This is a genomic window from Rhodococcus sp. P4_E4, from assembly GCF_056401575.1.
Genome location: NZ_JBFUJB010000032.1, coordinates 34,753 through 57,451, shown reverse-complemented (window position 1 = coordinate 57,451; position 22,699 = coordinate 34,753). Strand labels below are relative to the sequence as shown.

Genomic DNA, 22,699 nt, shown 5'->3' with positions numbered 1-22,699 from the left:
TGCAACCGCCGCCCTTCTTGTGTGAAGACTTTCAGGCACTGAGCCCGGTCGTCGAACCTGCTGTCACCAACCGCGCTCTGCGAGGCGGTGTCCGACGGGCAGGTCGTCGACGTTGATGCCGACCATTGCCTCGCCGAGTCCGCGCGAGACCTTGGCGAGCACGTCCGGGTCGTCGTAGAACGTGGTGGCCTTGACGATGGCCTCAGCGCGCTGCTTCGGGTTGCCGGACTTGAAGATGCCCGATCCGACGAAGACGCCCTCGGCGCCGAGTTGCATCATCATCGCAGCGTCTGCCGGGGTGGCGATGCCGCCGGCGGTGAACATGGTGACAGGCAGCTTGCCGGCCTTGGCGACCTCGACGACCAGTTCGTAGGGGGCCTGCAGTTCCTTGGCGGCTACGTACAGTTCGTCCTCGCTCAGCGAGGTCAACCGGCGGATCTCGCCGCGGATGGTGCGCATGTGAGTGGTGGCGTTGGAGACGTCTCCGGTGCCGGCTTCACCCTTCGAGCGGATCATGGCCGCGCCTTCGTTGATGCGACGGAGCGCTTCACCGAGGTTGGTGGCGCCACAGACGAAGGGAGCGGTGAACTTCCACTTGTCGATGTGGTTGGCGTAGTCGGCCGGGGTCAGGACCTCGGACTCGTCGATGTAGTCGACGCCGAGGCTCTGCAGGATCTGAGCTTCGACGAAGTGACCGATGCGTGCCTTCGCCATGACGGGGATGCTGACGGTGGAGATGATGCTGTCGATCATGTCCGGGTCACTCATGCGCGAGACGCCGCCCTGTGCGCGAATGTCTGCGGGGACCCGCTCGAGTGCCATGACGGCGACGGCGCCGGCGTCTTCGGCGATCTTGGCCTGCTCAGCGGTGACCACGTCCATGATCACACCGCCCTTGAGCATTTCAGCCATGCCGCGCTTGACGCGGGCGGTGCCGATGGCGGTGGTGGGGGCAGAGTCGGGGGTGCTCACAGCAAACTCCTGCAGTAGTGGCGTGACGAAAGAAACAAGGCACGGCGAACACACGAGTTCATACGCTCGGAGGCCTCTGGCCAGAACTCTAGGACGAACCGGCCTTCGATTCCGTATCCAATTTGCCATTGCTGGCCTTAAACGGCCGCGAGCACTGAACGACCGAACGATCAGCGGATGGAACGCACTTCCGGATCCTCGGAACCGTCCGCAATCGTCGCGGCCTCCACCAGGAGGTTTGCCAGATCCAACGGGTAGACGGGCTCACCGGACTTGGCCAGTCGGCGGATCTCGTCGGCGCTGCACCAGCGATGGCCGGTGATGGCACGCTGTTCCAATTCCGTGTGGCCTTGGAAGACCGGCTCGAAGCCGTGAGTGCGCGTAGCGAAGAACAGCTCTTCCGAACGGATCAGCTCACCGTCGAACGGGAAGATCGCCACCCGACGCCAAAGCGGACCTCGCAGATTCTCCGGCGCTACCTTGAACCCCGTTTCCTCCTCGATCTCACGAACCGCGGCCGCTCGCAGATGTTCGCCGCGTTCGAGCCCGCCGCCGACGGTGAACCAGAAGTAAGTGTTCGGGATCTTGGGATCGTGCCCGCGCAACAGCAGCACCCGATCTTCCTCGTCCAGCATCACCACGCGGGCAGAGGTCCGTGACGTATCCACGGTGATTCCCTCGGGCACCGCCGCCGCGGTCGTGCGCTCAGAGATCTCGAAGTATTGAGGCAGTGGCGCCGTTCCGCCGAGATGTAGCCATCGAACAAGTCGTCGGGTACGCAACGCGAGAGTGTCTCGCACCGCGTCGTTGTGGAACCGCCGGGCGATCAGCACGCGCGCCTCGGCATCGGCCAACTCGGCCACCAGTTGAGGTCGCAGCGAGGTCGTGCCGTAGGCAGCGAGAGCATTGGACAGCCGGTTCTCGGCAAGCTCGCGATCCTGACGATCCGCCCGTTCGGCGGCGTCCGCCAAGGTGACGAATCTGCGGGCGTCGTCGGCGCTCATGTCCACAGCCGCCGCGCGGACAACCGCGGCACGACGGGACAGAGCCGCATCGAGCGCCAACCACGACTGATCCGAACGCACATGCAGTCGATCGAGTCGGTTCGCCGTCCCGTACGCCCACAGTCCGACGACCAGGACGACGGCAGCGACGAGCCCGAGAATGAAGATCGTCAGAGCGGAGAAGGTCATGAACCCACCACGCGTACGCCGGTGCCGCCAACCGTGACGGTCTCGTAGACACGCAGGATCTGTTCGGCCACCACCGGCCAGTCGTATTCGGCAACAACACTTGTCGCGGTGTTGACCAGCGCGCGTCGTCGATCCGGGTCACCGAGAACGGAATCGATTGCCTCGGCCAAGGCATCGGAGTTCCCGATGGGGACCAGCAAGCCGGCCTGACCGTCGCGAAGAACACGGCGGAAAGCGTCCAACTCACTGGCCACGACGGCAGTGCCAGCCGCCATGGCCTCGACCAGCACGATCCCGAAGCTCTCACCGCCGAGATTGGGCGCACAGTAGACGTCCGCACTGCGAAGCGCCGACGCTTTCTCCTCATCGCTGACCTGCCCGAGCAGGCGGAGATGCTTGAAGTACTTGCCCGCCTCTTTGCGGAGTTTCTCCTCGTCGCCGCGTCCGACCACGATCACTTCGAGATCCGGGTGACGCTCGACCAACTCCGGCAGTGCGCCGAGGAGGACGGCCATCCCCTTGCGCGGTTCGTCGTAGCGACCGAGGAACAGAATGGTTCCACCTTCGCGCGGGTAGCCGGGCAACAGATCGGCCTCGGCAAACGCTGCGACATCGACGCCGTTGGGAATTTCGACCGCATCGGATCCGAGGGACTCGACCTGCCAACGACGCGCCAACTCCGAGACTGCGATCCGGCCACTGATCTTCTCGAGATACGGAGCCAAGACACCCTGAAAAGTGCTCAGCACCAACGACTTCGTGGTCGACGTGTGGAAGGTGGCGACGATAGGGCCTTCCGCGATACGCAACGCGAGCATGGACAGACTCGGCGCATTGGGTTCGTGGATATGTAGAACGTCGAAGTCACCTTCCGCGATGAACTTGCGGAGGCGGTTGTTCGCCGTCGGGCCGAAAGACAACCGCGCAACAGAACCGTTGTAGGGAATCGCGACGGCTTTACCTGCGGAAACCACAAAATCCGGCAACTCGTCGTCATCGGACGACGGCGCAAGCACACTCACTTTGTGACCACGTTCGATCAGCACCTCGGCCAGATCCACCACGTGCGCCTGCACGCCGCCGGGGACGTCGAAGGAGTACGGGCAGATCATGCCGATTTTCATTCACCCTCCATGCGGGCGAGCCGCGATTCGGAGAGGTCGGAGCGCCACAGCGGCTGAAGCATGTGCCAGTCAGCGGGGTGCGCTGCGATGTTGACCGCGAAACGGTCGGCAAGCGCCTGCGTGGCCGGGCCGACTCCGCCGGATACGTCGATCGGCGGGTCGATCTTGAAACCCCAACCGTCGGGAGTGAACCAGCAGTGGACCGGAAGTAGCGGCGCGCCGGTGTCGATCGCGAGCTTCGCCGGGCCGGCGGGCATGCGAGTAGGTTCGCCGAAGAAGGTGACGGGCACACCCTTCTTCGCCAGATCGCGCTCCCCCAACAGGCACACGATCTTGTTCTCACGCAGATGCTTGGAGAGTTCGACGAACGGTGGATGCTCCCCGCCGCTTAGCGGGAAGATCTCGAAACCGAGACTCTCGCGGTATTCGACAAACCGTTCGTACAGGGATTCGGGCTTGAGCCGCTCGGCAACGGAGGTCAACCCACCCCATTGCTGAACACACCACACGCCGGCCATGTCCCAATTACCGCTGTGGGGCAGCGCCAATACCGCGCCATGACCTGCCGCCATTGCTTTTTCCAGATGTTCCTGGCCCTCGACCAGCGCATGCAGCGCTTTACCTGTCGCGACCAGGTCCATCGACGGAAGACGGAACGCCTCACGCCAGTACCGGGCGTACGAGCGCATTGAATCCTTGATCAACTGATCCGGAACTTCCGCCGGCGTCGTGCCCAGAACTCTCGCGAGGTTCTTCCTGAGTTGTTCGGGTCCGCCCTTGCGTACCGCGAAATCCGCTCCGGCGTCGAACAGCTTGACCGCCACCGATTCCGGCAGGCTTCTCACCAGCCGCCAACCCGCGGCATATCCCAGATCGGTTGCGCGCTCGGAAAAACTCACTGCTCTGCCTCACCTTCAGGCTTGGGATCGCCCTCGGTGCCCGCCGCGCCTTCGACCGTCGATGCCGCCGGGGCGATCGGCAGAAGTTCCCGGGCGCCAGGCGAATTGCGCACCGCGAGCACTCGTTGGAAGACCGTCACGATACTTCCGGCGGCAAGTACCCACATCGCGATGTGAATCGCCCACGGTAGACCCATACCTGTCAGGCCAGATCCGACCAACACGATGATCAGTCGGTCCGGGCGCTCGATCCACCCGCCGTCCGCAGTCAGCCCGCTCGCCTCTGCGCGCGCCTTCGCGTACGAGATGACCTGCGAGGTGACGAGGCAGATGAGCGTCGCGACGAGCAGCCACTTGCTGTTCTCGTGGTAGACCGCCCACCAGGCCAGGCCGGCAAAAATCGCGCCGTCGGCCACGCGGTCGCAGGTCGCGTCCAGTACCGCCCCGTACCGCGTTCCGCCGCCGCGAGCACGAGCCATTGCGCCGTCGAGCATGTCGAACATGACGAAGAACCAGATGAACAAGGTTCCCCAGAACAGATGTCCGGACGGAAACAGCGTCACCGCACCGGCGACGCTTGCCACCGTGCCGATCACCGTCACCGAGTCCGGCGTCAGACCGGTCTTGACCAGCGCCTTCCCCATAGGTGCCGTCACCTTGGACACCGATGCGCGCCCGAAGAAGCTCAACACCGCAGGAACCCTCCCCGTCGTGAGTTCCGGTTCGGAACTCGTTGCAGCAATGCATCCTGCCATGAAGCCGGATGCATCAACCTATTGTTGCCAGGCACCGGCGAGTAGTCCCCTGGTCTCCCGCAGCAATTGCGGCATCACCTTGACCCCACCGAGCACGGTGATGAAGTTGGCGTCGCCGCCCCAACGTGGGACTACGTGTTGGTGAAGGTGCTCGGACAGCGAACCGCCCGCGGCAGCACCGAGATTCAGACCGACGTTGAATCCGTGCGGATTCGACACGCTCTTGATCACCCGCAACGCACGCTGGGTGAACGCCATCAACTCGGCGCTCTCCTCCGGCGTGAGGTCTTCGAGGGCCGCGACCTTGCGGTACGGCACCACCATCAGGTGACCCGGGTTGTACGGGTACAGGTTCAAGACCGCGTAGACGTGTTCACCGCGGGCGACGATCAACCCTTCCTCGTCCGACATTTTCGGAATGTCGATGAACGGTTCACCCGTCGTACCCGGGGTGTTGGGCGCCTCGGTGATGTACGACATCCGATGTGGCGACCAAATACGCTGCAAATGATCAGGATCGCCGACGCCGTGGTCGATCAGCGAACCCGGACCATCGTCACCGGGGGCGCTCACTGCGCCACGCTTGGCTGCACCAGTTCGGCTGTCGGCGAGGCATTCTCGCGGCGACCGATCCACTCGGTGATGATCCGGACGGCGTCGTCGACGGGAATTCCGTTGATCTGGGTGCCGTCACGGAAACGGAAGCTGACCGCGCCGGCTTCCACGTCACGCTCGCCCGCGAGGAGCATGAACGGGACCTTTTGCGTGGTGTGGTTACGGATCTTCTTCTGCATCCGGTCATCACTGAAATCGACCTCGGCGCGAACACCGGCTGCCTTGAGCTTCTTCGTGACGTCGAACAGGTGATCGGCGAAGGCCTCGGCCACCGGGATTCCGACGACCTGCACCGGCGCCAGCCACGCCGGGAACGCGCCCGCGTAGTGCTCGGTCAGGACACCGAAGAACCGCTCGATCGAGCCGAACAGCGCGCGGTGGATCATGACCGGACGAGTCTTGACGCCGTCGTTGCCGGTGTACTCGAGTTCGAACCGCTCGGGCAGGTTGAAGTCGAGCTGGATGGTCGACATCTGCCAGGTGCGGCCGAGTGCGTCCTTGACCTGAACGGAGATCTTGGGACCGTAGAACGCGGCTCCACCCGGATCCGGCACCAGAGTCAGGCCGGAAGCTTCGCCGACCTCGGCAAGCGTTGCGGTCGCCTCTTCCCAGACGTCGTCGCTACCGACGAACTTGTCCGGGTTCTTGGTGGACAGTTCGAGGTAGAAGTCGTCGAGGCCGTAGTCCTTGAGCAGGTTCAGAACGAACTGCAGGGTGGTGGTCAGCTCGTCGCGCATCTGCTCACGGGTGCAGTAGATGTGAGCGTCGTCCTGGGTCATGCCGCGCACGCGGGTCAGGCCGTGGATGACGCCGGACTTCTCGTAGCGGTAGACCGAGCCGAATTCGAAGAGCCGCAACGGCAATTCACGGTACGAGCGTCCGCGAGCACGGAAGATCAGGTTGTGCATCGGGCAGTTCATCGGCTTGAGGTAGTAGTCCTGGCCCGGCTTGCGCACGGTGCCGTCCTCGTTCAGTTCCTCGTCGACGTGCATCGCCGGGAACATTCCGTCGCGGTACCAGTCGAGGTGACCGGAAACCTCGTACAGATGTCCCTTGGTGATGTGCGGAGTGTTGACGAACTCGTAGCCCGCCTCGATGTGGCGGCTGCGCGAGTAGTTCTCCATCTCGGTGCGGATGATGCCGCCCTTGGGGTGGAACACCGGCAGGCCCGAACCGAGCTCGTCGGGGAAGCTGAAGAGGTCCAGTTCGGTACCGAGCTTGCGGTGATCACGACGCTCGGCCTCGGCGAGCAGTTCGAGGTACTCGTCCTGAGCCTCGGTGGACTCCCACGCGGTGCCGTAGACACGCTGAAGATCGGCGTTGTCCTGGTTGCCACGCCAGTAGGCGGCGGAGCTTCGGGTCAACTTGAAGGCCGGAATGTGCTTCGTGGTCGGAATATGCGGGCCGCGGCACAGATCGGACCAGATCTTGTCGCCGGTACGAGGATCGAGATTGTCGTAGATGGTCAGCTCGTTGCCACCCACCTCCATGATCTCGGGATCGTCGATACCGGACTTGTCGTCGATCAGTTCGAGCTTGAAGGGCTCGTCGGCCAACTCGACCCGAGCGTCCTCGATCGAATCGACCACTCGACGCGAGAAACGCTGCGATCCCTTGATGATCTGCTTCATACGCTTTTCGAGCTTGGCCAGATCCTCCGGAGTGAACGGGCGGTCCACCGCGAAGTCGTAGTAGAAGCCGTCCTTGATCGGCGGACCGATGCCGAGCTTCGCGTCGGGGAATTCCTTCTGGACCGCCTGCGCGAGGACGTGAGCCGCGGAGTGCCGGATGACGCTGCGGCCGTCCTCGGTGGATGCTGCCACCGGCTCGACGTCGACATCGACCTCAGGTGTCCACGACAGATCCTTGAGCGTTCCCTCGCCATCGCGGACAACGACGATCACGTCGGGCCCCTTCGTGGGGTATCCGGCTTCGCGCACTGCAGTCCCGGCGGTCGTCCCCGCGGGCACCCGAAGTGGGGCGGCTGAGTGCTCTGGCGCGGGACTGGTCACGGCGATGTGCTCCTAAAGGTATTGCGACAAGTTAGACAGGCGTCGTACCCACTGCGAGCACGCGCACGATCATGTTATCGGCCCTACCGACATGGTGAGACAACCGAGTGAAGGAAACCGGGCCGCGTTCAGCTCACAGTGGCGACTCGAGCCACGAGTAGTCCAGGCCCACCCATCCCCCGATCAGGCCGAAGGTGCCGAGCACCCACAAAGTCGCCAGGACGATCACTGTGGTGAACAGAACGCCCAACCCCTTGACGAACAGCGACTGCTTGCCGAACCATTCCATGAACCTGTCGTATCGAGCCTTCGCGAAATGAAGGAGTCGATGTGCCCACGCGAACTCCGACGCCAGTATGCCGAGGCCGGCGAAGACGATGAGCCAACCGGGCCCGGGGTACGGAATAGCCACGATGCCTGCTGCGAACACGATCGTGCCCACGACTCCCACACCGATGCGGTACGCAAGATTGAGGGTGGGCCGCGCGGCGATTCCAGCGCGCCACCGCTCCCAGCGGGACTCTGCGTCTTGGAAGACGGACAGGTCTGAATTGTCGACGGGAGAATCGACCTTTTCGGTACTCAAGTCGGTCACCTTTTCGGTCGCGAAATGTCTCTTCGACCAGGCTACCGAAATCATTGGCCGGCGACCTGCGACGACGGTCTGCATGCCGAAACAACCGTGCCCTCGAACAGCTGTGCTCTCAAACAGCTGTGCTCTCAAACGACTGTGCTCTCAAACGACTGTGCTCTCAAACGACTGAAGGCGTCCCCGATGATCGGGAACGCCTTCAGTGTTTTTCTGTGGTCCCGGCTGGGATCGAACCAGCGACCTTCCGCGTGTGAAGCGGACGCTCTCCCACTGAGCCACGGGACCGTAAGTCATCCGAACGCATGCGCTCGAACGAATTGGAACATTAACACGGCTGCGCGATGAATACGAATCACCAGGTTGGCATTCGTTTTGCCCCAGGCGACCCCGAAATCTCCGAATTCGAGCTGATTTCAGACCGTATTCATCGCCAAGACGGACAGTTGCAACGCGCGCGACGGGCCGATTCGACTCCGAACACGCCACTGAGCTGGTGATTTGTGTGTATCCGACACGGTCGGCTAATGTTTCCAACGCACCGAGGAGAGCGAGCAGCTCCCCAAGCAACACGGTGCGATGCGGACGTGGCGCAGCTGGTAGCGCACAACCTTGCCAAGGTTGGGGTCGCGGGTTCGAATCCCGTCGTCCGCTCGAGAGGTGTGACTCAACCTTTTACGGTGGAGTGGCCGAGTGGTGAGGCAACGGCCTGCAAAGCCGTGCACACGGGTTCGATTCCCGTCTCCACCTCGCGCGATTAGCTCAGCGGGAGAGCGCTTCCCTGACACGGAAGAGGTCACTGGTTCAATCCCAGTATCGCGCACCACGTCAGGCCCTCGGGCCTGATGGTCAAGACCTGCTTGCAGGTCTGATAAGTTAGAAAAGTACTGAGTTCCGGTAACGGAGTTCATTGCTCATGCGGACGTGGCGCAGCTGGTAGCGCACAACCTTGCCAAGGTTGGGGTCGCGGGTTCGAATCCCGTCGTCCGCTCCATTTTTCTCCAGAACCCGCGCGATTAGCTCAGCGGGAGAGCGCTTCCCTGACACGGAAGAGGTCACTGGTTCAATCCCAGTATCGCGCACCATTTGAAATTGCAAGAAGCCGGAACCTCAGGGTTCCGGCTTTTTGCGTTCGAGCGCCGAACACATCAACCGCAGTACAGACGCAAGCCCTCTCGGGAATCCACGTCAGTACTGCGGTTGATGTAGCTGATCAGATTGTTGTAACTGATCAGTGAGAGAAGCGGTTCGCTGCCGAAGTCATCGCGCGCAGCGAGGACTCAGTCGACGACTCCGCAATCCCCATCGCCCAGCTCCGACGGCCGTCGCACTCGGTGAAGATGAACGTCGCCGTGCGGTGGCCGATCTGGTGCTGATGGAAAGACAGGATCTCGAGCGAGATTCCCGCGTCGTGCAGCATCGACGTCATGGCCGAGATCGCGCCAGTCGAGGTGGCGGAAGCCTTCTGGATGCGCTCCCCCAGACCGAGAGTCGCTTCGAAAGTCCAACGACCCGGCGCAATCTTCTCGGAGGACCACGCGCCCAAACGGATCGGGCCGCTCATAGCCGCATACGTGGACTCGAACTCGGTCCAAGACATCGCTGAGCATTCGGTGCGCAGGCCGGCTGGCAGAGATTTTCCGTGACGCGTCGCGAAAGGATCAGCAGCGGTAGAAGAAGAATCAGAAGCGAAGGCAGAATCAGAAGCGAAGGCGAAGTTGTAAGTCATGATCGTGGTCTTCCTGGAATGAAGTGGAGGACCAACTGGTAGCAAGACGACCCGCAGCGAGGGGTCGGTCCGATTCAGACCCCGCTACGGCGGCTTACTACGAGAATTCGCTTCATGAGAGACGAGGCTAGGCGGCCCGGTTCGAGAATGCAACCCGGACCGCCTCCGCACAGGTCAGACCTGAGCCGATTTGTGCCCGGCGATCAGGGCGCGATACCACTCGAACGAGGTCTTCGGTGTGCGCTTCTGGGTATCGAAATCGACGTGGACCAGGCCGAATCGTTCCTGGTAGCCGGCTGCCCACTCGAAGTTGTCGAGGAGTGACCACACAAAATAGCCACGGACGTCGACACCGTCGTCCATTGCCGATCGGAGGGCGCGAAGGTGCGCATCGTGGTAGTCGATTCGCGCTTCGTCCTCGACGACGCCTGCGGCATCCGGTGCGTCGTGGAATGAACATCCGCTTTCCGTGATGTAGATCGGCGGCAGTGCGTCACCGAACCGAGCTCGGAACGTCCGCAGGATCTCACCCAGCCCTTCGGGAACGATCGGCCATCCGAAATCGGTTGTGGGATAACCGGTAATCGCGACAGGCGCAAAGGGCAGGCCCGGCGGTAGGTCGACCTCGAGCACACCTTCGGTCCCCTGGCCTTCCACCGGAGCGGCAATCATCGTCGGCTCGTAGTAGTTGATCCCGTACCAGTCGAGCGGCGCCCCGATGATTTTCAAGTCCTCGTCGACGGGACCGCTGAGCAGCTGGGCGAATTCGTCGGCGGGGTACTTTCCGACCAATACCGGGTCGGCGAACATCCAATTGACGACGTGGTCGTAGATGTCGGCAGCCATCACGTCTTCCGGGGAATCGGAAGCGGCCCGCACCGGTGCATGGTTCGAGGCGATTCCGATGTTCGTGCATCCGGTTGCCCGAAGCGCTTCGACAGCGAGGCCGTGCCCGAGCAGCTGGTGATGTGCGGCTTGGAAAGCCTCGAACCCCAAGGCCAGGCCGGGGGCATGAACTCCCAGGGCATGACCGTAGAGCGTGTGCACTACCGGTTCGTTGAGCGGCATCCACATTCCGACGCGATCGGACAACCGTTCGCCGACGACCTGGGCGTACTCCCCCAGCCGGTACGAGGTGTCTCGGTTCATCCAGCCGCCCTGCTCTTGCAGTGCGAGGGGCAGATCCCAGTGAAAGAGAGTGACGGCAGGAGTAATTCCCACCGAACACAGTCGATCGATCAGGCGGTCGTAGAAGTCGAGCCCTTTCGCATTCACAGCCCCCGATCCGGTGGGCAGAATTCGCGACCACGACAGGGACAGCCGATAAGCGTCGAGCCCGAGGTCTTTCATCAACTCGATATCCGATTCCCAGCGGTGATAATGATCGGCAGCAACCGCTCCGGTGTCGCCCCCGACGACTACACCGGGGCGGTCACAGAACTCGTCCCAAATCGACGGTCCGCGACCGTCTTCGGCCACAGCTCCTTCGATTTGGTAGGCCGCGGTGGCGGTTCCCCAGACGAAGGAAGACGGAAATTCTGGTGTCGGCTGCCGAGTCATGTCGGTCAGTTAATCAAAGAAACGTGCAAAACACGCAGCTTTGTTGGACACTCGACCAGTATCAAGATCCAGTACCGTTCGGCCTAACCGAACGAACGAGACAAAGGCCCTGCTTGATGACGGATAACACCCGCACCCTGACGAGGGCTCGGATCGCCACTTCGGTGGCCTTCGGACTTCAAGGATTTCTGCTCGCCGCCATTCTGACGCAGCTGCCGCAGTACAAGGACTTGTTCGAGCTGAGCGAGACACTGGTTGTGGTTGCGGTTGTCACCGTGTCCGTCATCGCCGGGCTCGGCAGCGTGCTCGCCGAGATTCTGGCCGTGAGAACGTCGAGCAAGATGACTCTGCGAACCGGACTCGCCGTCATCGCAGTCTTCGGCGGGGCAACCGGAATTGCGCCCAACGCGGCGATGTTCTTCGTCTTCCTGGCGATCTACGGCATCGGACTCGGCATGGTCGACGGGGCCGCCAACATGCAGGCAGTCTCGATCCAACACGCCAAGGGCCGCTTCATCCTCTCCTCGTTCCATGCTTCCTGGAGCGTCGGAGCGATTGTCGGCGCTCTGTTCATCTCTGCTACCGCAAGCCTCGACATCTCGATCCGCATAACGCAGGTGATCGCGGGAGTTGTTGTCGGACTGATGCTTCTGGCCTTCGGCCCGCAACTGCTCGATCGCTCCGAGTCTCCGGTTGCCGATGCAAACATCACGAGCACCGCGAAATTCACCGTACCCACCCGCGCGTTCGTCCTCCTCGGCGTCGCGATGGCATTGTTCTATGCGGTCGACTTCAGCGTCGGAAACTGGTCGACGCTGTACGTCAAGGACGAACTGCTCGCCGACGCCGGGACGGCCGCCCTTTCCGTGGCGGCGTACCAAATCGCGGCACTGGTCGCACGACTGACCGGCGACTACTGGGTCGGCAAGTTCGGTGAGACCACCGTCGTGCGGATCGGCTCTCTCATCGGCGTGGTCGGCATGACGATCGTTGTCCTCGCGCAATCTCCCGCCGTTGCCATCGCCGGCTTCCTGATCGTCGGCCTCGGCGTACCGGTGATCGCCCCGATCTGCTTCAGCGCCGCCGGACGGATGGCTCCCCCGGATCAGGTCGACGCGGTGATCGCACGCATCAACCTCTTCAACTACGTCGGCACGGTGGTCGGCGGCGGCATCGTCGGCGCGGTCGCTGCCTTCAGTGACCTTCGAATCGGGTTCCTGATTCCGCTGGCGTTCTGCGCGATCTTGATAGTTCTTGCTCCCGCGTTCGCACCGAAACGAGCCACGACGCCGGTCGCCGAGAACGCCGCGTGAGCATCACGCTCGACGAAGGTGGTGTACTTGATCAACCGAATCATGTGCGCGAGAGGTAGAAACTGACGTGACGATCACCGTTGACCGGGCCGGAATCTGGGATTCCGAAGCAATCGCCGACGTGGCAGCGGTGACGTTTCCGCTGGCTTGTCCGCCGGACGCATCCGACGACGACATCAGTGCCTTCATCGACAACGTTCTCTCGGTCGACAAGTTCTCCGAGTATCTGACGGACCCGACACGAACCGTTCTCAAGGTCATTCGCGACGGCTCGATCGTCGGCTACGCGATGCTCGTCGACGACGAGCCCGCCGATCCGGACGTCAAAGCTGCTGTGACACTTCGCCCGACGACGGAACTGAGCAAGTTGTACGTGCTTCCGGGAAACCACGGAACCGGCGCGGCAGCATCCCTGATGGACGCGGTTGTCGACCATGCACGACGCAGCGGAAGTGCCGGGATCTGGCTGGGTGTCAATCAGGAAAATCTGCGCGCCCAGAAGTTCTACGCCAAACACGGCTTCACCCAGGTCGGCACGAAGACTTTTCTCGTGGGGGCACAACTCCACCACGATTTCGTGATGGAGCGCCCCGTCAGCTGACAGGCCTGCTGATCAGCCGGCCGCGACCTCGAAACGAGAAAGTGCGAGCAGACGCGAGGTCGCGCGCAGGTACTTCTTCTTGTACCCACCGGCGAGCATCTCGGGAGTGAAGATCTCATCGAGGCGTGCGCCGGAAACGGTGACCGGGATGCTCGCGTCGTACAAACGGTCGGCGAGAACCACGATGCGCAGTGCAACAGACTGATCCGTGGCCGGGTGAACGCCGTCGATGAAGACTGCCTTCACACCCTCGACCAGCTTGTTGTAGCGCGACGGATGCAGTGTGCTGAGGTGCTTGCACAGCTCGTCGAAGTTGTCGAGCGTGGCGCCGTCGATCGCCTCGGCCCGAGAGACCAATTCCTCCGAGGAGATGGGCTCTGGTGCGGGCGGGAGATCGCGGTGACGGTAGTCGGGGCCGTCGACGCGAATCGTCTCGAAGATCGAGCCGAGCTTCTTGATCTCACGCAGGAAGTCCTGAGCCGCGAAGCGACCCTCACCGAGCTGGCCGGGAAGCGTGTTCGACGTCGCGACGATGGACACGCCGCGCGCGGAAAGCTCCGAAAGGAGGCGAGAGACGAGCATGGTGTCGCCCGGATCGTCGAGCTCGAACTCGTCGATGCAGAGAACGCTGTGGTCGGCGAGCGCTTCGACCGCTTTGTTGAAGCCGAGAGCGCCGACGACGTGTGTCAGCTCGACGAAGGTTCCGAAAGCCTTCGGCGACGGAACGCTGTGGAAGATCGACGCCAGCAAGTGAGTCTTACCGACACCGAACCCGCCGTCGAGGTACAGGCCGGCGCCGGTCGCCTGGGTCTTCTTGCCGAACAGTCCGCGGCGTCCACCACTACGGATCTTGGTTACGCGCTTGGAGAATTCCTCGGCCTTGGCGACAGCAGCTGCCTGGCTCGGTTCCTTCGGATCAGGAATGTAGGACGCAAAACTCACCTCGTCGAACATTGCGGGAGGCACCATTTGAGCTACCAGTTGATCGGCGGGTACCACCGGGCTGCGATCGACAAGACGTTCATGCATCCGTCAAGGGTATCTACGTGATGTGATCTCTCATGTGCACCGTATGGATATTGCGACCTACTTCACACCAGGCCACGAAGACGAACTCCGCGGCTTGTACGCCTATCCGGAGAACCTCTCCCAACCCTGGATGCGCGTGAACTTCGTTTCCAGCATCGACGGGTGCGTCTCCGTCGACGGAGTGAGCCATGGACTGGGCACACCTGCAGACAAGTCGGTATTCGGGATCTTGCGCGAACTTTGTGACGTCGTCGTGGTCGGCGCAGGCACAGCGCGAGCCGAGAACTACGGGGGTGTGCAGATCTCGGACGCAGCCCGGGCGCGACGAAAGGCGGGCGGCCTCGCTCCGGTCCCACCGATCCTCGTCGTCTCGGCGCACGCGTCGATCGACCCTGAAAGCCGGCTCCTGCGAGATACCGAAATTCCGCCGATTCTTGTTGTCGGTAGCGCCGCGGACAGCGCAGCGATTTCAGCGCTGAGGTCGGCCGGAGCGCAGGTGGAGGTGACGGACTCACCGAATGTCAGCAGCGGCGACATCGACAGGGCCTTGTCGGCTCGCAAGCTCCGTCGCGCGCTGTGCGAGGGCGGGCCGTCACTTTTCGGGCAGTTGATCGAGGACAATGCCGTCGACGAACTCTGCATCACCACTTCACCTCAACTGGTGGGGAGCAAAGTCGGCCGAATCTCGCTCTCCCCCAATGCAATGCCCACGTCGATGCGTCCCGCTCACATTCTCGGCGATTCGGACGGCACGATCCTCACTCGATGGGTTCGTCAGCAGCCACGTCGGTGAACCTGGCACTCTGGTCGGCATGCGCAGAGTTGCTTTGATGGCCGTCGTCCTCGCGACGTGTTGTGCGTGCGGCGCCGGGCCGTCGCTTCGGCCCGCCGTCGCGGTCGAAGGCCGCACCGACGGCAGCCCTGCCCAGAGCGAGGGGCCGTCACCCGATGCGCCGCCGGTCGACCCCGGCGTCCCGACCGACGACATACCGTGGCGAGACTGCACCGGCACGTCACTCGCCGACCAGGCTCTCGCAGCGTCGAGCGCCGGCGTCATCCTCGAATGCGCGGAATTCAGTGCCCCCATCGACGTGACCGGCGCCATCGACGGCAACTTCACTGCCGGCTTGACCCGCGCTCGAACGTCGTCGACGCCTGCCAACGCGTATCCGATCGTGTTCACGTCCGGCACCGACCGTTCGTCGGGAAACTCTCTGGCCATGCTCGCTACGTCCGGCTTGACGACGGTACTCGCGGATCACCCCGTCGTTGCCCTGGATCGACGCGGAATCGACAGGTCCACCGCAATCGACTGCATGACGCCGGAGATTCGGCGCGGCCTTCACGATCTGGGCCAGTTCGACGCGGACTCCACCGGCGACGCCGCCGACGCGGTCGCCGCTCTCGGTCACGATGCAACCATCGCCTGTACCGACTACCTCGATCCTCAAGAACTGAAGTTCGGCGCGGACTCCGCTGCCGAGGACATCGACGCTCTACGTACGCGGTGGGGCGTCGAGACCATCGCTCTGTGGTCGGCAGGGTCCGGCTCGGACATCGCGCTGAGCTACGCGGCAGCCCACCCCGACAACCTCGCGAGGTTGATCCTCGATTCTCCCGCTCCGGTGGCCACCGACGCTGCCACCGAGGCGGAGAGCCGCGTGCAGGGCGAGGAAGCGGCGTTGACCGCATTCGCTCAGCGATGTGTGGCGCTGGGGTGCTCTCTCGGACCTGATCCGAAGAAAGCGGTCACGGACCTGATGGAGCGCGCTCGGGCCGATGAATTCCAGCCGCTGTCCGCCGCTGCGGTGTCGAACGCGATTTCGGCGAGCCTGTGGACTGCCGGAACCAACCGTGAGCAAGAGACCCGCTCGCTCTCAGACGCTCTGTCCGCGCTCGGTACCGGCAACGCTTCGCCGATTCGAGAGCGCGCCGCCCGGGCAGAGAACGAGGTGGACGGTGACGGCCAGTTCATCGGACGATGCACCGACGGCATGCAGTGGCCGGGGATCGGGCGCGTCCGCGAACTGGCGGACACCTGGGGCACCAACTATCCGGTATTCGGTCGAGAAGCCGCGCTCGGTTTGCTCGCATGCGCCAGCTGGCCGTCGACCGCCAACTCTCCCCTGCCGAATCAGTTGAAGCCCGCCGTCCTCGTGCTGAGCGGTCAGGGCGACCCGGCCGTCGGGAACTCCGGACTCTCGACCGTCACCGGCGTCGTGACCAACGCGGGGTCGCGCTTCGCAACCCTGGACTGGCAGGGTGCAGGTCACCCCGCGGCACAATCCACCTGCGCGCAGCAGGCGATGAGGGCATACCTCACCGATGCCTCCCTGCCCAGCAACGGAAGCGTGTGCCCGGCCTGACTCGGGCGCTTGTCCACCACGACGGAAAAGGGGTGCATCCCCCGATCACACCCTGCTCCGGTGTACCGTGCCGAAGTGTTCCTTCGACAGCTCGAGCCGCGTACCGGGCGGACAACCCAACAAGTCGTCAACTTCGTTTTGTGGCCGATCGCCGTGATGACTGTGCTCAATCGTGTCATCGTCACAGCAGTCAACGGCGCCATCACCGATGACTTCCGACCGGTCTACAACGCCGCGCTGGCGTTCTGGAACGGGCGCGACGTCTACACCGCAGATTTCAACTCCGTAGACCCCCATTATCTGTACCCACCATCGGGTTCCTTGTTGATGGCACCCCTGGCGATCCTCGATCCCGAGCGCTCGCGGTGGCTGTTCATCGGTGTCAATGCCGTCGCCATTCTCGTGGCTCTCTACCTGCTGTTGCGCTTGTTCGACCTGACGATCAGTTCCATCGCGGCGCCGATTCTGGTGCTCGGCGCTTTCATGTCGGAGACGGTCACCAACACGTTGGTGTTCACCAACATCAACGGCCTCGTACTACTCGGCGAAGTTGCCTTCCTCCTGCTGCTGATGCGCAAGAAGGATCTGTGGGCCGGCGCCGCGATCGGTCTCACCATCGCAGTGAAACCCACTCTCGCGCCACTGCTCCTGCTGCCGCTCGTTCGCGGTCAGTGGAAGGTGCTCGTCACCGCCCTGGGCATCCCGTTCATTCTCACGGTCGTGGCATGGCCGCTTGCGTCGGATCCGATGGACTTCGTCCGCCGCACCGTGCCGTACCTGCTCGAATCTCGTGACTACTTCAACAGTTCGATTGTCGGAAACGGCGCTTACTTCGGTCTGCCCGAATGGTTGATCCTGCTGTTGCGCGTCGTGTTGGCCGCCATGGTCGTCGTCTCTCTGTGGCTTCTTTACCGCTATTACCGCAACGACGAACTCTTCTTCCTCACCACCGCGACCGGTGTGATCATGACCGCGTCGTTCCTGCTGCCATCGCTCGGCCAGATGTACTACTCGATGATGCTGTTGCCGCTGTTGATGTCCGTGGTGCTCAAGAACTCGGTCATGCGGAACTGGCCGGCGTGGCTCGCCGTCTACGGCTTCATGACGTTCGACAGCTGGTGGTCGAACCGCTGGCCGACCTTCGGCCGGGCAGCCGAATACACCAAGAGCACCCTCGGCTGGAGCCTTCTGCTGATCGTGATCTTCTGTGTCCTCGGATACCGGTATCTGGTCGCGCGTCGCGAGGGCCGCTTGGATCGCGGAATCGATCCCGCCTACCTCCTCGATCCCCCACTCGATACCGTCTCACCTGCCGACGAAGCCGAAACGGCGACAAAGCATTAGCGTGGAGGCATGAGTTCTTCACACGATGGCATCGACAGCACACCTGAGGTCACGTACACCGAGAGCGAGTGGCGCGAAAAGCTGACGCCGGAGGAGTTCGCCGTCCTGCGCCAAGCCGGCACCGAACGCCCCTTCGTCGGCGAGTACACCGACACCACCACGGAAGGCGTTTACTCCTGCCGTGCGTGCGGAGCCGAACTGTTCCGCAGCACCGAGAAGTTCGAATCGCACTGCGGGTGGCCGTCCTTCTTCGATCCGGCGGATTCGGATGCCGTGATCCTGAAGGAAGACAGCTCACTCGGGATGCGCCGTGTCGAGGTCATCTGCAAGAAGTGCCACAGCCACCTCGGTCACGTCTTCGAGGGCGAGGGATACCCGACGCCGACCGATCAGCGGTACTGCATCAACTCGATCTCGCTGGTTCTCAAGCCCGCTCAGTAGCCAGGTCGTGGGCTACCCCGAGTCACTGGTAGCCCACGATTCGAGACTTCAACTCAGAAGTCCCAGTTCAGCGCAGTCGGGCTCAGACCAGCCGCGTTCAGGTCCTCGTTTCGAGCGACAAGACCGTCCTTGACTGACCCGATCCCACCACCGATCGCGCCGGAAGTGATGTCCGTCAACGAGGCATCGCCGCCCGTGACTTCCTTCGTCACGATCGCAGCGGACGCTCCCGATACCGCATCGTCGAAAGCCCCCCGCGCGATCTGCTGCAATCTCGAACCGGTCGGGAGCGGGTTCGGGTCGGGGCCGACACGATCCGGCGTCGTCTTCAACCCTCCGTTCGCAAGTCCCTTGATGAAACCGTCGCGCCCCTCGGTCACGACCTTGCCACCGTCGATCGACTGGCGATGATCCATCGTCATCTGCCCGAGTTGAATGGCGAGGCCGGAGAAGACGGCAGCGGCAGCTTCCACTGCTGCAGCCTCGATCACTCGTATCAACAATTGCTGCAACAGCATTCGGACCGTGAGTGTTGTTGCCACCTCAGCCGCCACGATTCCGGCGGTACTCGCACCCAGTGTCGGGACAGCGGCCGCCACCATGGCGGCAATCTCGAGCGCCAGTGCGCCCAGCGCCGCGAGGATCGACAGTTTGGTGTACTCGATGTCCGTGCCGGTATCGGTGCATGACTGACCCAGTTCGGCCGCGGCAGAGGACAACCGCTCGAAGACATCCGCAACTCCCCCGGCCTCCGACCAATACCGAGACAACGAGTCGCCGGCTCGACCGTCGATCGATGCCAGTACTGTTTGCAATCCGTAACCACCGGCAGCGGCCGAAGCCTCGATCCGATCAGCCGCGCCTGACCAGGCATCACCCAACCTCCACAGTGCCGTTTCGTCTCCTTGCGGCCAGTCACTGCCCACCGCGACCGACGCAACCGCCTGTAACCAGCCTGGAATCTCGAGTCCCATCAGAGCCCACCCGCCATGTCGTCGGCAAGCGAGGTGTCGATCGATTCGAAACGATCGGTGATCTCGATCAGCGTGGCGGTCAATTCGCGGAGCGCGCCCGCGACCAGTGTCATCCCACCGACTGCTGACTCCGCACCGGGAACATACGCGTCCGAGAATGCGGTTCCGAACTGGTCAGCGCCCCAGCACCCCTCTTCGGCGCCGGCCACTGTTTCCAGAGCACTCCGTGCCTCGTCGAGATCGGCAGCGACCACCTCGAATGCTGGTGCAGCACTTCCCATCGCGGCCACGTCCACGTCCAGTTCAGACATTGCCGGAGCTCCTCAGAACGGTGCGGTCCCAGTGCTCGTCGCCGCCGACCGGCACCGACGCCGGACGAGGCGCGAGAATCTCACGCAATCCGAGCACACCGGGAACGAGGTCGGGCAAATCGATCCTGGCCGCTTCGGTGAACGGCCTCGACATCTCGGCAATCTGTCGGCGCATGTCCTCCGCCGCAGATGTGGCCGTGGCCAGGATCAGATTTCCCAACGCTACCGGCGAATGCTTGCCGTAAGCGCTCCCGGAGAGGGCGACTCCCACGGTCGCCCCCGAAGCGTCTACGACGACTTCCACACTGCCATCACTCGAGCGCGCGCTCGCCGTCGCTCGTGCGATCTTCTCCTGCATATCCGCCAGCGATCGCGTTCGCTCCAACAGATCAACCTGCATCGAATCGATCTGAGCCCGAAGAACTTCGACCTGTCCCCTCATCGAACCAACATCCGCCCCACTCACGATGGCCCCCACCTTCGATAGATCGTGACACCTGATTCAGGCGCTCACGAGGTTCGACGCGGGAGGTGGCCGATCGGTTCCGTCAGCGCGAACGAAGCACGGGCGGATCGAACGCCTTGACCGGCGGCAGAACCCCTTCGAATTTCTCGATCTGCACCAGAACGTGCTGGCCGGTGCACCCGTGCGAAAGCGAAGACGTGCCGACGTCCGGCGTAAGAACGTTGGGATTTCCGTGAACACACAGCGAATCGGGATCGGCAGGATCGAGCGGGTCGTACCACGCCCCGGTCGACAACTGGACGACGTCGCTCCGCAAATCCGAATCGACGATCACACCAGCCAGGCACGCCCCGCGATCGTTGAATACGCGCACCACGTCCCCAGCCGACACGCCGCGCTGGGCCGCTGCATCGGGGTGCATACGAATCGGCTCGCGTCCCTGAATCTTCGATGCCTGGCTCGCAGCGCCGTGATCGAGTTGGCTGTGCAGCCGCGTCTTGGGCTGGTTGGCGATCAAGTGAAGCGGGAATTGCGTGGCCCGTGGTCCACCCAGCCACTCGTCGGGCTCGTACCAGCGCGGATGGCCGGCGCAGTCGTCGTAGCCGAAAGACTCGATGGTCTCGGAGAAGATCTCGATCTTCCCACTCGGAGTCGAGAGCGGATACTTCTCGGGGTCCTCGCGGAAGTCACCGAAGAGCACGAGGTTGTCTTCGGTTCGCATCCGGTAGTGCCCGTCCGACCAGAAATCCTCGAACGTCGGTGTGTTGCCGCCGTCTGCATCGACGAACGGCCGCCATTGACCGTAGAGATGCTCGATCCACTCCTGTGAGGATCTCCCCTCGGTGAACTGCTCCCCGAATCCGAGCGCAGAAGCCAGAGCGGCAAACGTGTCGTAGTCGTCTCGCGAGTTCGCGAAAGGTGGAACTACTTGCTGCATCGCGACCAGAAGTGGATCATTTCGTGTGCAGCTCAGGTCATTTCGTTCGAGCGACGTTGTCGACGGGACAACGATGTCGGCATTGCGGGCCATCGGCGTCCAGTAGGGATCGTGAACGACGATCGTGTCCGGACGCGCAAATGCCCGTCGCAGCCTCGGGAGATCCTGGTGGTGGTGAAACGGATTGCCACCGGCCCAGTAGACCAACCGAATATCCGGATAGGTCAGGCGCCTGCCGTCGTAGTCGAACTCCTCGCCGGGCGAGAGCAAGAGATCGGAGATCGCGGCCACCGGAATGAAATCGGGCACCGGATTCACACCTTGTGAGAAGGTCGGCAACGGATACGGCACCGGAGCCAGACCCGGCTCGTTCATCGAACCGTAGCCGTGGCCGAAACCGCCACCCGCAAGCCCGAATTGGCCGAGCATCGCGGCGAGTGTCACGCCCATCCACGGTGCCTGTTCACCGTGTTTGATGCGTTGCAACGACCACGTGACGGTCACCAGCGTCCGGCCGGACGCCATTCTCCGAGCCAGGTCGGTGATGAACTCCGCCGGCACCCCGGAGATCTTCTCCGCCCAGCGCGGATCCTTCGGTACACCGTCGGCACGTCCGAGCAGGTAATCCTCGAAGCGTTCGTAGCCGACGCAGAAGCGGTTCAGGAAATCGCGATCGTGCAGGTCCTCCGACGCCAGGACAAACGCCAGGGCAAGCATGATTGCCACGTCGGTTCCCGGAATGGGTGCGATCCACTCGCAGTCGCCATCGACGTCGTCGCGCAACGGACTGAAGGAGACGATCTTTCCGCCGCGGGCACGAAATGCGTCGAGCGCCCCGCTCGTCGGATGATCGCTCGTACCACCGGCATTGACGCCGGTGTTCTTGATCGGTACTCCCCCGAACGAGACGAGAAGATCGGAGTGCTTGGCGATGACGTCCCACGACGTGGAGCGCGCGAACAACTTCCAGTGAGTTCCGACCACACGCGGCATGATGACACCGGTGGCACCGAGCGAGTAGCTGTGGACCGACTTGGTGTATCCACCCAGCTGATTCAGAAATCGGTGAACTTGGCTCTGCGCGTGATGGAATCGACCGGCGCTGGCCCAGCCGTACGAGCCGCCGAAGATCGCTTTGTTCCCGTGCGTGTCGACCACGCGACGCAACTCGAGGGAGAGGAGTTCGGTCAGTTCGTCCCACGAGACCGAGACGAACTCGTCCGCTCCACGTCGGTCGCTGGGACCAGGCCCGTTCTCGAGCCAACCGCGGCGCACCGCCGGGCCCGAAACGCGAGCCCGACTGCGCACCGAACCGGCGAGGTTCCCGAGCATCGGCGAGGGATTCGAATCACCCTCGTACGGATGCACGGCGGTCACCTCGCCGGCGACCGATTCGGCGGTGAACATTCCCCAATGGGACATGTGTAGACGACGCCGGTTCGGTGCAGTTGTCACAGAAACTACTTTCG

At 62.9% G+C, this 22,699-nt stretch carries 21 protein-coding genes and 6 tRNA genes; 11 read left to right on the top strand and 16 right to left on the bottom strand.

Features of this window, described 5'->3' with window-relative positions; all coding sequences use genetic code 11:
* Positions 1 to 63: 63 nt before the first annotated feature.
* The 9 genes from pdxS to AC1DVN_RS29020 form a co-directional block, all read right to left on the bottom strand.
* Positions 64 to 972 carry a pyridoxal 5'-phosphate synthase lyase subunit PdxS gene (pdxS, locus tag AC1DVN_RS29060; RefSeq protein ID WP_003943338.1) on the bottom strand — a complete coding sequence of 303 codons (909 nt, stop codon included), beginning with the start codon at positions 970 to 972 and terminating at the stop codon, positions 64 to 66.
* Between the two features lie 170 nt (positions 973 to 1,142).
* Positions 1,143 to 2,165 carry an NUDIX hydrolase gene (locus AC1DVN_RS29055; RefSeq protein ID WP_042951805.1) on the bottom strand — a complete coding sequence of 341 codons (1,023 nt, stop codon included), beginning with the start codon at positions 2,163 to 2,165 and terminating at the stop codon, positions 1,143 to 1,145.
* Complete coding sequence (locus AC1DVN_RS29050; protein WP_003943332.1) at positions 2,162 to 3,289, bottom strand: glycosyltransferase family 4 protein; 1,128 nt, start codon at positions 3,287 to 3,289, stop codon at positions 2,162 to 2,164. The genes AC1DVN_RS29055 and AC1DVN_RS29050 overlap by 4 nt, the downstream gene beginning before the upstream one ends.
* Positions 3,286 to 4,188, bottom strand: a complete 903-nt coding sequence (locus tag AC1DVN_RS29045) for a phosphatidylinositol mannoside acyltransferase (RefSeq protein ID WP_019748286.1) — start codon at positions 4,186 to 4,188, stop codon at positions 3,286 to 3,288. Before AC1DVN_RS29045 ends, AC1DVN_RS29050 begins: the two co-directional genes overlap by 4 nt.
* Positions 4,185 to 4,880: a phosphatidylinositol phosphate synthase gene (gene pgsA, locus AC1DVN_RS29040; protein WP_020907628.1), complete on the bottom strand. Its 696-nt coding sequence runs from the start codon at positions 4,878 to 4,880 to the stop codon at positions 4,185 to 4,187. Before pgsA ends, AC1DVN_RS29045 begins: the two co-directional genes overlap by 4 nt.
* 81 nt (positions 4,881 to 4,961) lie before the next feature.
* Positions 4,962 to 5,516, bottom strand: a complete 555-nt coding sequence (locus tag AC1DVN_RS29035; RefSeq protein WP_019748284.1) for an ATP adenylyltransferase — start codon at positions 5,514 to 5,516, stop codon at positions 4,962 to 4,964.
* Complete coding sequence (gene thrS / locus AC1DVN_RS29030) at positions 5,513 to 7,570, bottom strand: threonine--tRNA ligase (RefSeq protein ID WP_007732914.1); 2,058 nt, start codon at positions 7,568 to 7,570, stop codon at positions 5,513 to 5,515. Before thrS ends, AC1DVN_RS29035 begins: the two co-directional genes overlap by 4 nt.
* Before the next feature lie 133 nt (positions 7,571 to 7,703).
* Positions 7,704 to 8,156 carry a TIGR02611 family protein gene (locus AC1DVN_RS29025; protein ID WP_477994631.1) on the bottom strand — a complete coding sequence of 151 codons (453 nt, stop codon included), beginning with the start codon at positions 8,154 to 8,156 and terminating at the stop codon, positions 7,704 to 7,706.
* Positions 8,157 to 8,375: 219 nt separating this feature from the next.
* Positions 8,376 to 8,447 (bottom strand) — tRNA-Val (locus AC1DVN_RS29020).
* Between the two features lie 293 nt (positions 8,448 to 8,740).
* Here AC1DVN_RS29020 and AC1DVN_RS29015 point away from each other — a divergent pair.
* The 5 genes from AC1DVN_RS29015 (at position 8,741) to AC1DVN_RS28995 (ending at position 9,244) form a co-directional block, all read left to right on the top strand.
* A tRNA-Gly gene (locus tag AC1DVN_RS29015) sits at positions 8,741 to 8,813 on the top strand.
* Between the two features lie 25 nt (positions 8,814 to 8,838).
* A tRNA-Cys gene (locus AC1DVN_RS29010) sits at positions 8,839 to 8,909 on the top strand.
* A 1-nt stretch (position 8,910) separates the two neighbouring features.
* A tRNA-Val gene (locus AC1DVN_RS29005) sits at positions 8,911 to 8,985 on the top strand.
* 92 nt (positions 8,986 to 9,077) lie between these two features.
* Positions 9,078 to 9,153 (top strand) — tRNA-Gly (locus AC1DVN_RS29000).
* Positions 9,154 to 9,169: 16 nt separating this feature from the next.
* Positions 9,170 to 9,244: transfer RNA gene (locus AC1DVN_RS28995), tRNA-Val, on the top strand.
* A 146-nt stretch (positions 9,245 to 9,390) separates the two neighbouring features.
* On the opposite strand, the gene AC1DVN_RS28990 is transcribed toward AC1DVN_RS28995, so the two are convergent.
* Complete coding sequence (locus AC1DVN_RS28990; protein ID WP_477846765.1) at positions 9,391 to 9,888, bottom strand: alpha-isopropylmalate synthase regulatory domain-containing protein; 498 nt, start codon at positions 9,886 to 9,888, stop codon at positions 9,391 to 9,393.
* A gap of 174 nt (positions 9,889 to 10,062) precedes the next feature.
* Positions 10,063 to 11,448: a GH1 family beta-glucosidase gene (locus AC1DVN_RS28985; protein WP_070385158.1), complete on the bottom strand. Its 1,386-nt coding sequence runs from the start codon at positions 11,446 to 11,448 to the stop codon at positions 10,063 to 10,065.
* 116 nt (positions 11,449 to 11,564) lie between these two features.
* Here AC1DVN_RS28985 and AC1DVN_RS28980 point away from each other — a divergent pair, with 116 nt between their 5' ends.
* A complete protein-coding gene (locus AC1DVN_RS28980; protein ID WP_477994629.1) occupies positions 11,565 to 12,761 on the top strand; it encodes an MFS transporter in 1,197 nt (398 codons plus the stop codon).
* Between the two features lie 67 nt (positions 12,762 to 12,828).
* Positions 12,829 to 13,362 (top strand): GNAT family N-acetyltransferase, encoded by a 534-nt coding sequence (locus tag AC1DVN_RS28975; RefSeq protein ID WP_003942603.1) that lies wholly within the window; start codon positions 12,829 to 12,831, stop codon positions 13,360 to 13,362.
* Positions 13,363 to 13,374: 12 nt separating this feature from the next.
* On the opposite strand, the gene zapE is transcribed toward AC1DVN_RS28975, so the two are convergent.
* Positions 13,375 to 14,391, bottom strand: coding sequence for a cell division protein ZapE (gene zapE / locus AC1DVN_RS28970; RefSeq protein WP_019748277.1), 1,017 nt, complete (start codon positions 14,389 to 14,391; stop codon positions 13,375 to 13,377).
* A 43-nt stretch (positions 14,392 to 14,434) separates the two neighbouring features.
* Between zapE and AC1DVN_RS28965 the strand changes: the two genes are divergently transcribed.
* The 4 genes from AC1DVN_RS28965 to msrB are packed head-to-tail and all read left to right on the top strand — an operon-like array spanning position 14,435 to position 18,542.
* The gene (locus tag AC1DVN_RS28965) at positions 14,435 to 15,184 is read left to right on the top strand and encodes a pyrimidine reductase family protein (protein WP_019748276.1); all 750 of its coding nucleotides are present in this window, start codon (positions 14,435 to 14,437) and stop codon (positions 15,182 to 15,184) included.
* A gap of 19 nt (positions 15,185 to 15,203) precedes the next feature.
* Positions 15,204 to 16,757, top strand: coding sequence for an alpha/beta fold hydrolase (locus tag AC1DVN_RS28960; RefSeq protein ID WP_019748275.1), 1,554 nt, complete (start codon positions 15,204 to 15,206; stop codon positions 16,755 to 16,757).
* 60 nt (positions 16,758 to 16,817) lie between these two features.
* The gene (locus AC1DVN_RS28955; protein WP_019748274.1) at positions 16,818 to 18,101 is read left to right on the top strand and encodes a glycosyltransferase family 87 protein; all 1,284 of its coding nucleotides are present in this window, start codon (positions 16,818 to 16,820) and stop codon (positions 18,099 to 18,101) included.
* Between the two features lie 9 nt (positions 18,102 to 18,110).
* A complete protein-coding gene (gene msrB, locus AC1DVN_RS28950) occupies positions 18,111 to 18,542 on the top strand; it encodes a peptide-methionine (R)-S-oxide reductase MsrB (protein ID WP_003942631.1) in 432 nt (143 codons plus the stop codon).
* A gap of 53 nt (positions 18,543 to 18,595) precedes the next feature.
* Here the strand turns inward: msrB and AC1DVN_RS28945 are convergent, their stop codons facing one another.
* The 4 genes from AC1DVN_RS28945 to AC1DVN_RS28930 form a co-directional block, all read right to left on the bottom strand.
* Positions 18,596 to 19,516, bottom strand: a complete 921-nt coding sequence (locus tag AC1DVN_RS28945) for a WXG100-like domain-containing protein (protein ID WP_046378502.1) — start codon at positions 19,514 to 19,516, stop codon at positions 18,596 to 18,598.
* Positions 19,516 to 19,827 carry a hypothetical protein gene (locus tag AC1DVN_RS28940; protein ID WP_019748272.1) on the bottom strand — a complete coding sequence of 104 codons (312 nt, stop codon included), beginning with the start codon at positions 19,825 to 19,827 and terminating at the stop codon, positions 19,516 to 19,518. Before AC1DVN_RS28940 ends, AC1DVN_RS28945 begins: the two co-directional genes overlap by 1 nt.
* Positions 19,820 to 20,293, bottom strand: coding sequence for a YbaB/EbfC family nucleoid-associated protein (locus AC1DVN_RS28935; RefSeq protein ID WP_020969512.1), 474 nt, complete (start codon positions 20,291 to 20,293; stop codon positions 19,820 to 19,822). The genes AC1DVN_RS28940 and AC1DVN_RS28935 overlap by 8 nt, the downstream gene beginning before the upstream one ends.
* An 82-nt stretch (positions 20,294 to 20,375) precedes the next feature.
* Positions 20,376 to 22,652, bottom strand: a complete 2,277-nt coding sequence (locus AC1DVN_RS28930) for a molybdopterin guanine dinucleotide-containing S/N-oxide reductase (RefSeq protein WP_477994639.1) — start codon at positions 22,650 to 22,652, stop codon at positions 20,376 to 20,378.
* Between the last annotated feature and the right edge of the window lie 47 nt (positions 22,653 to 22,699).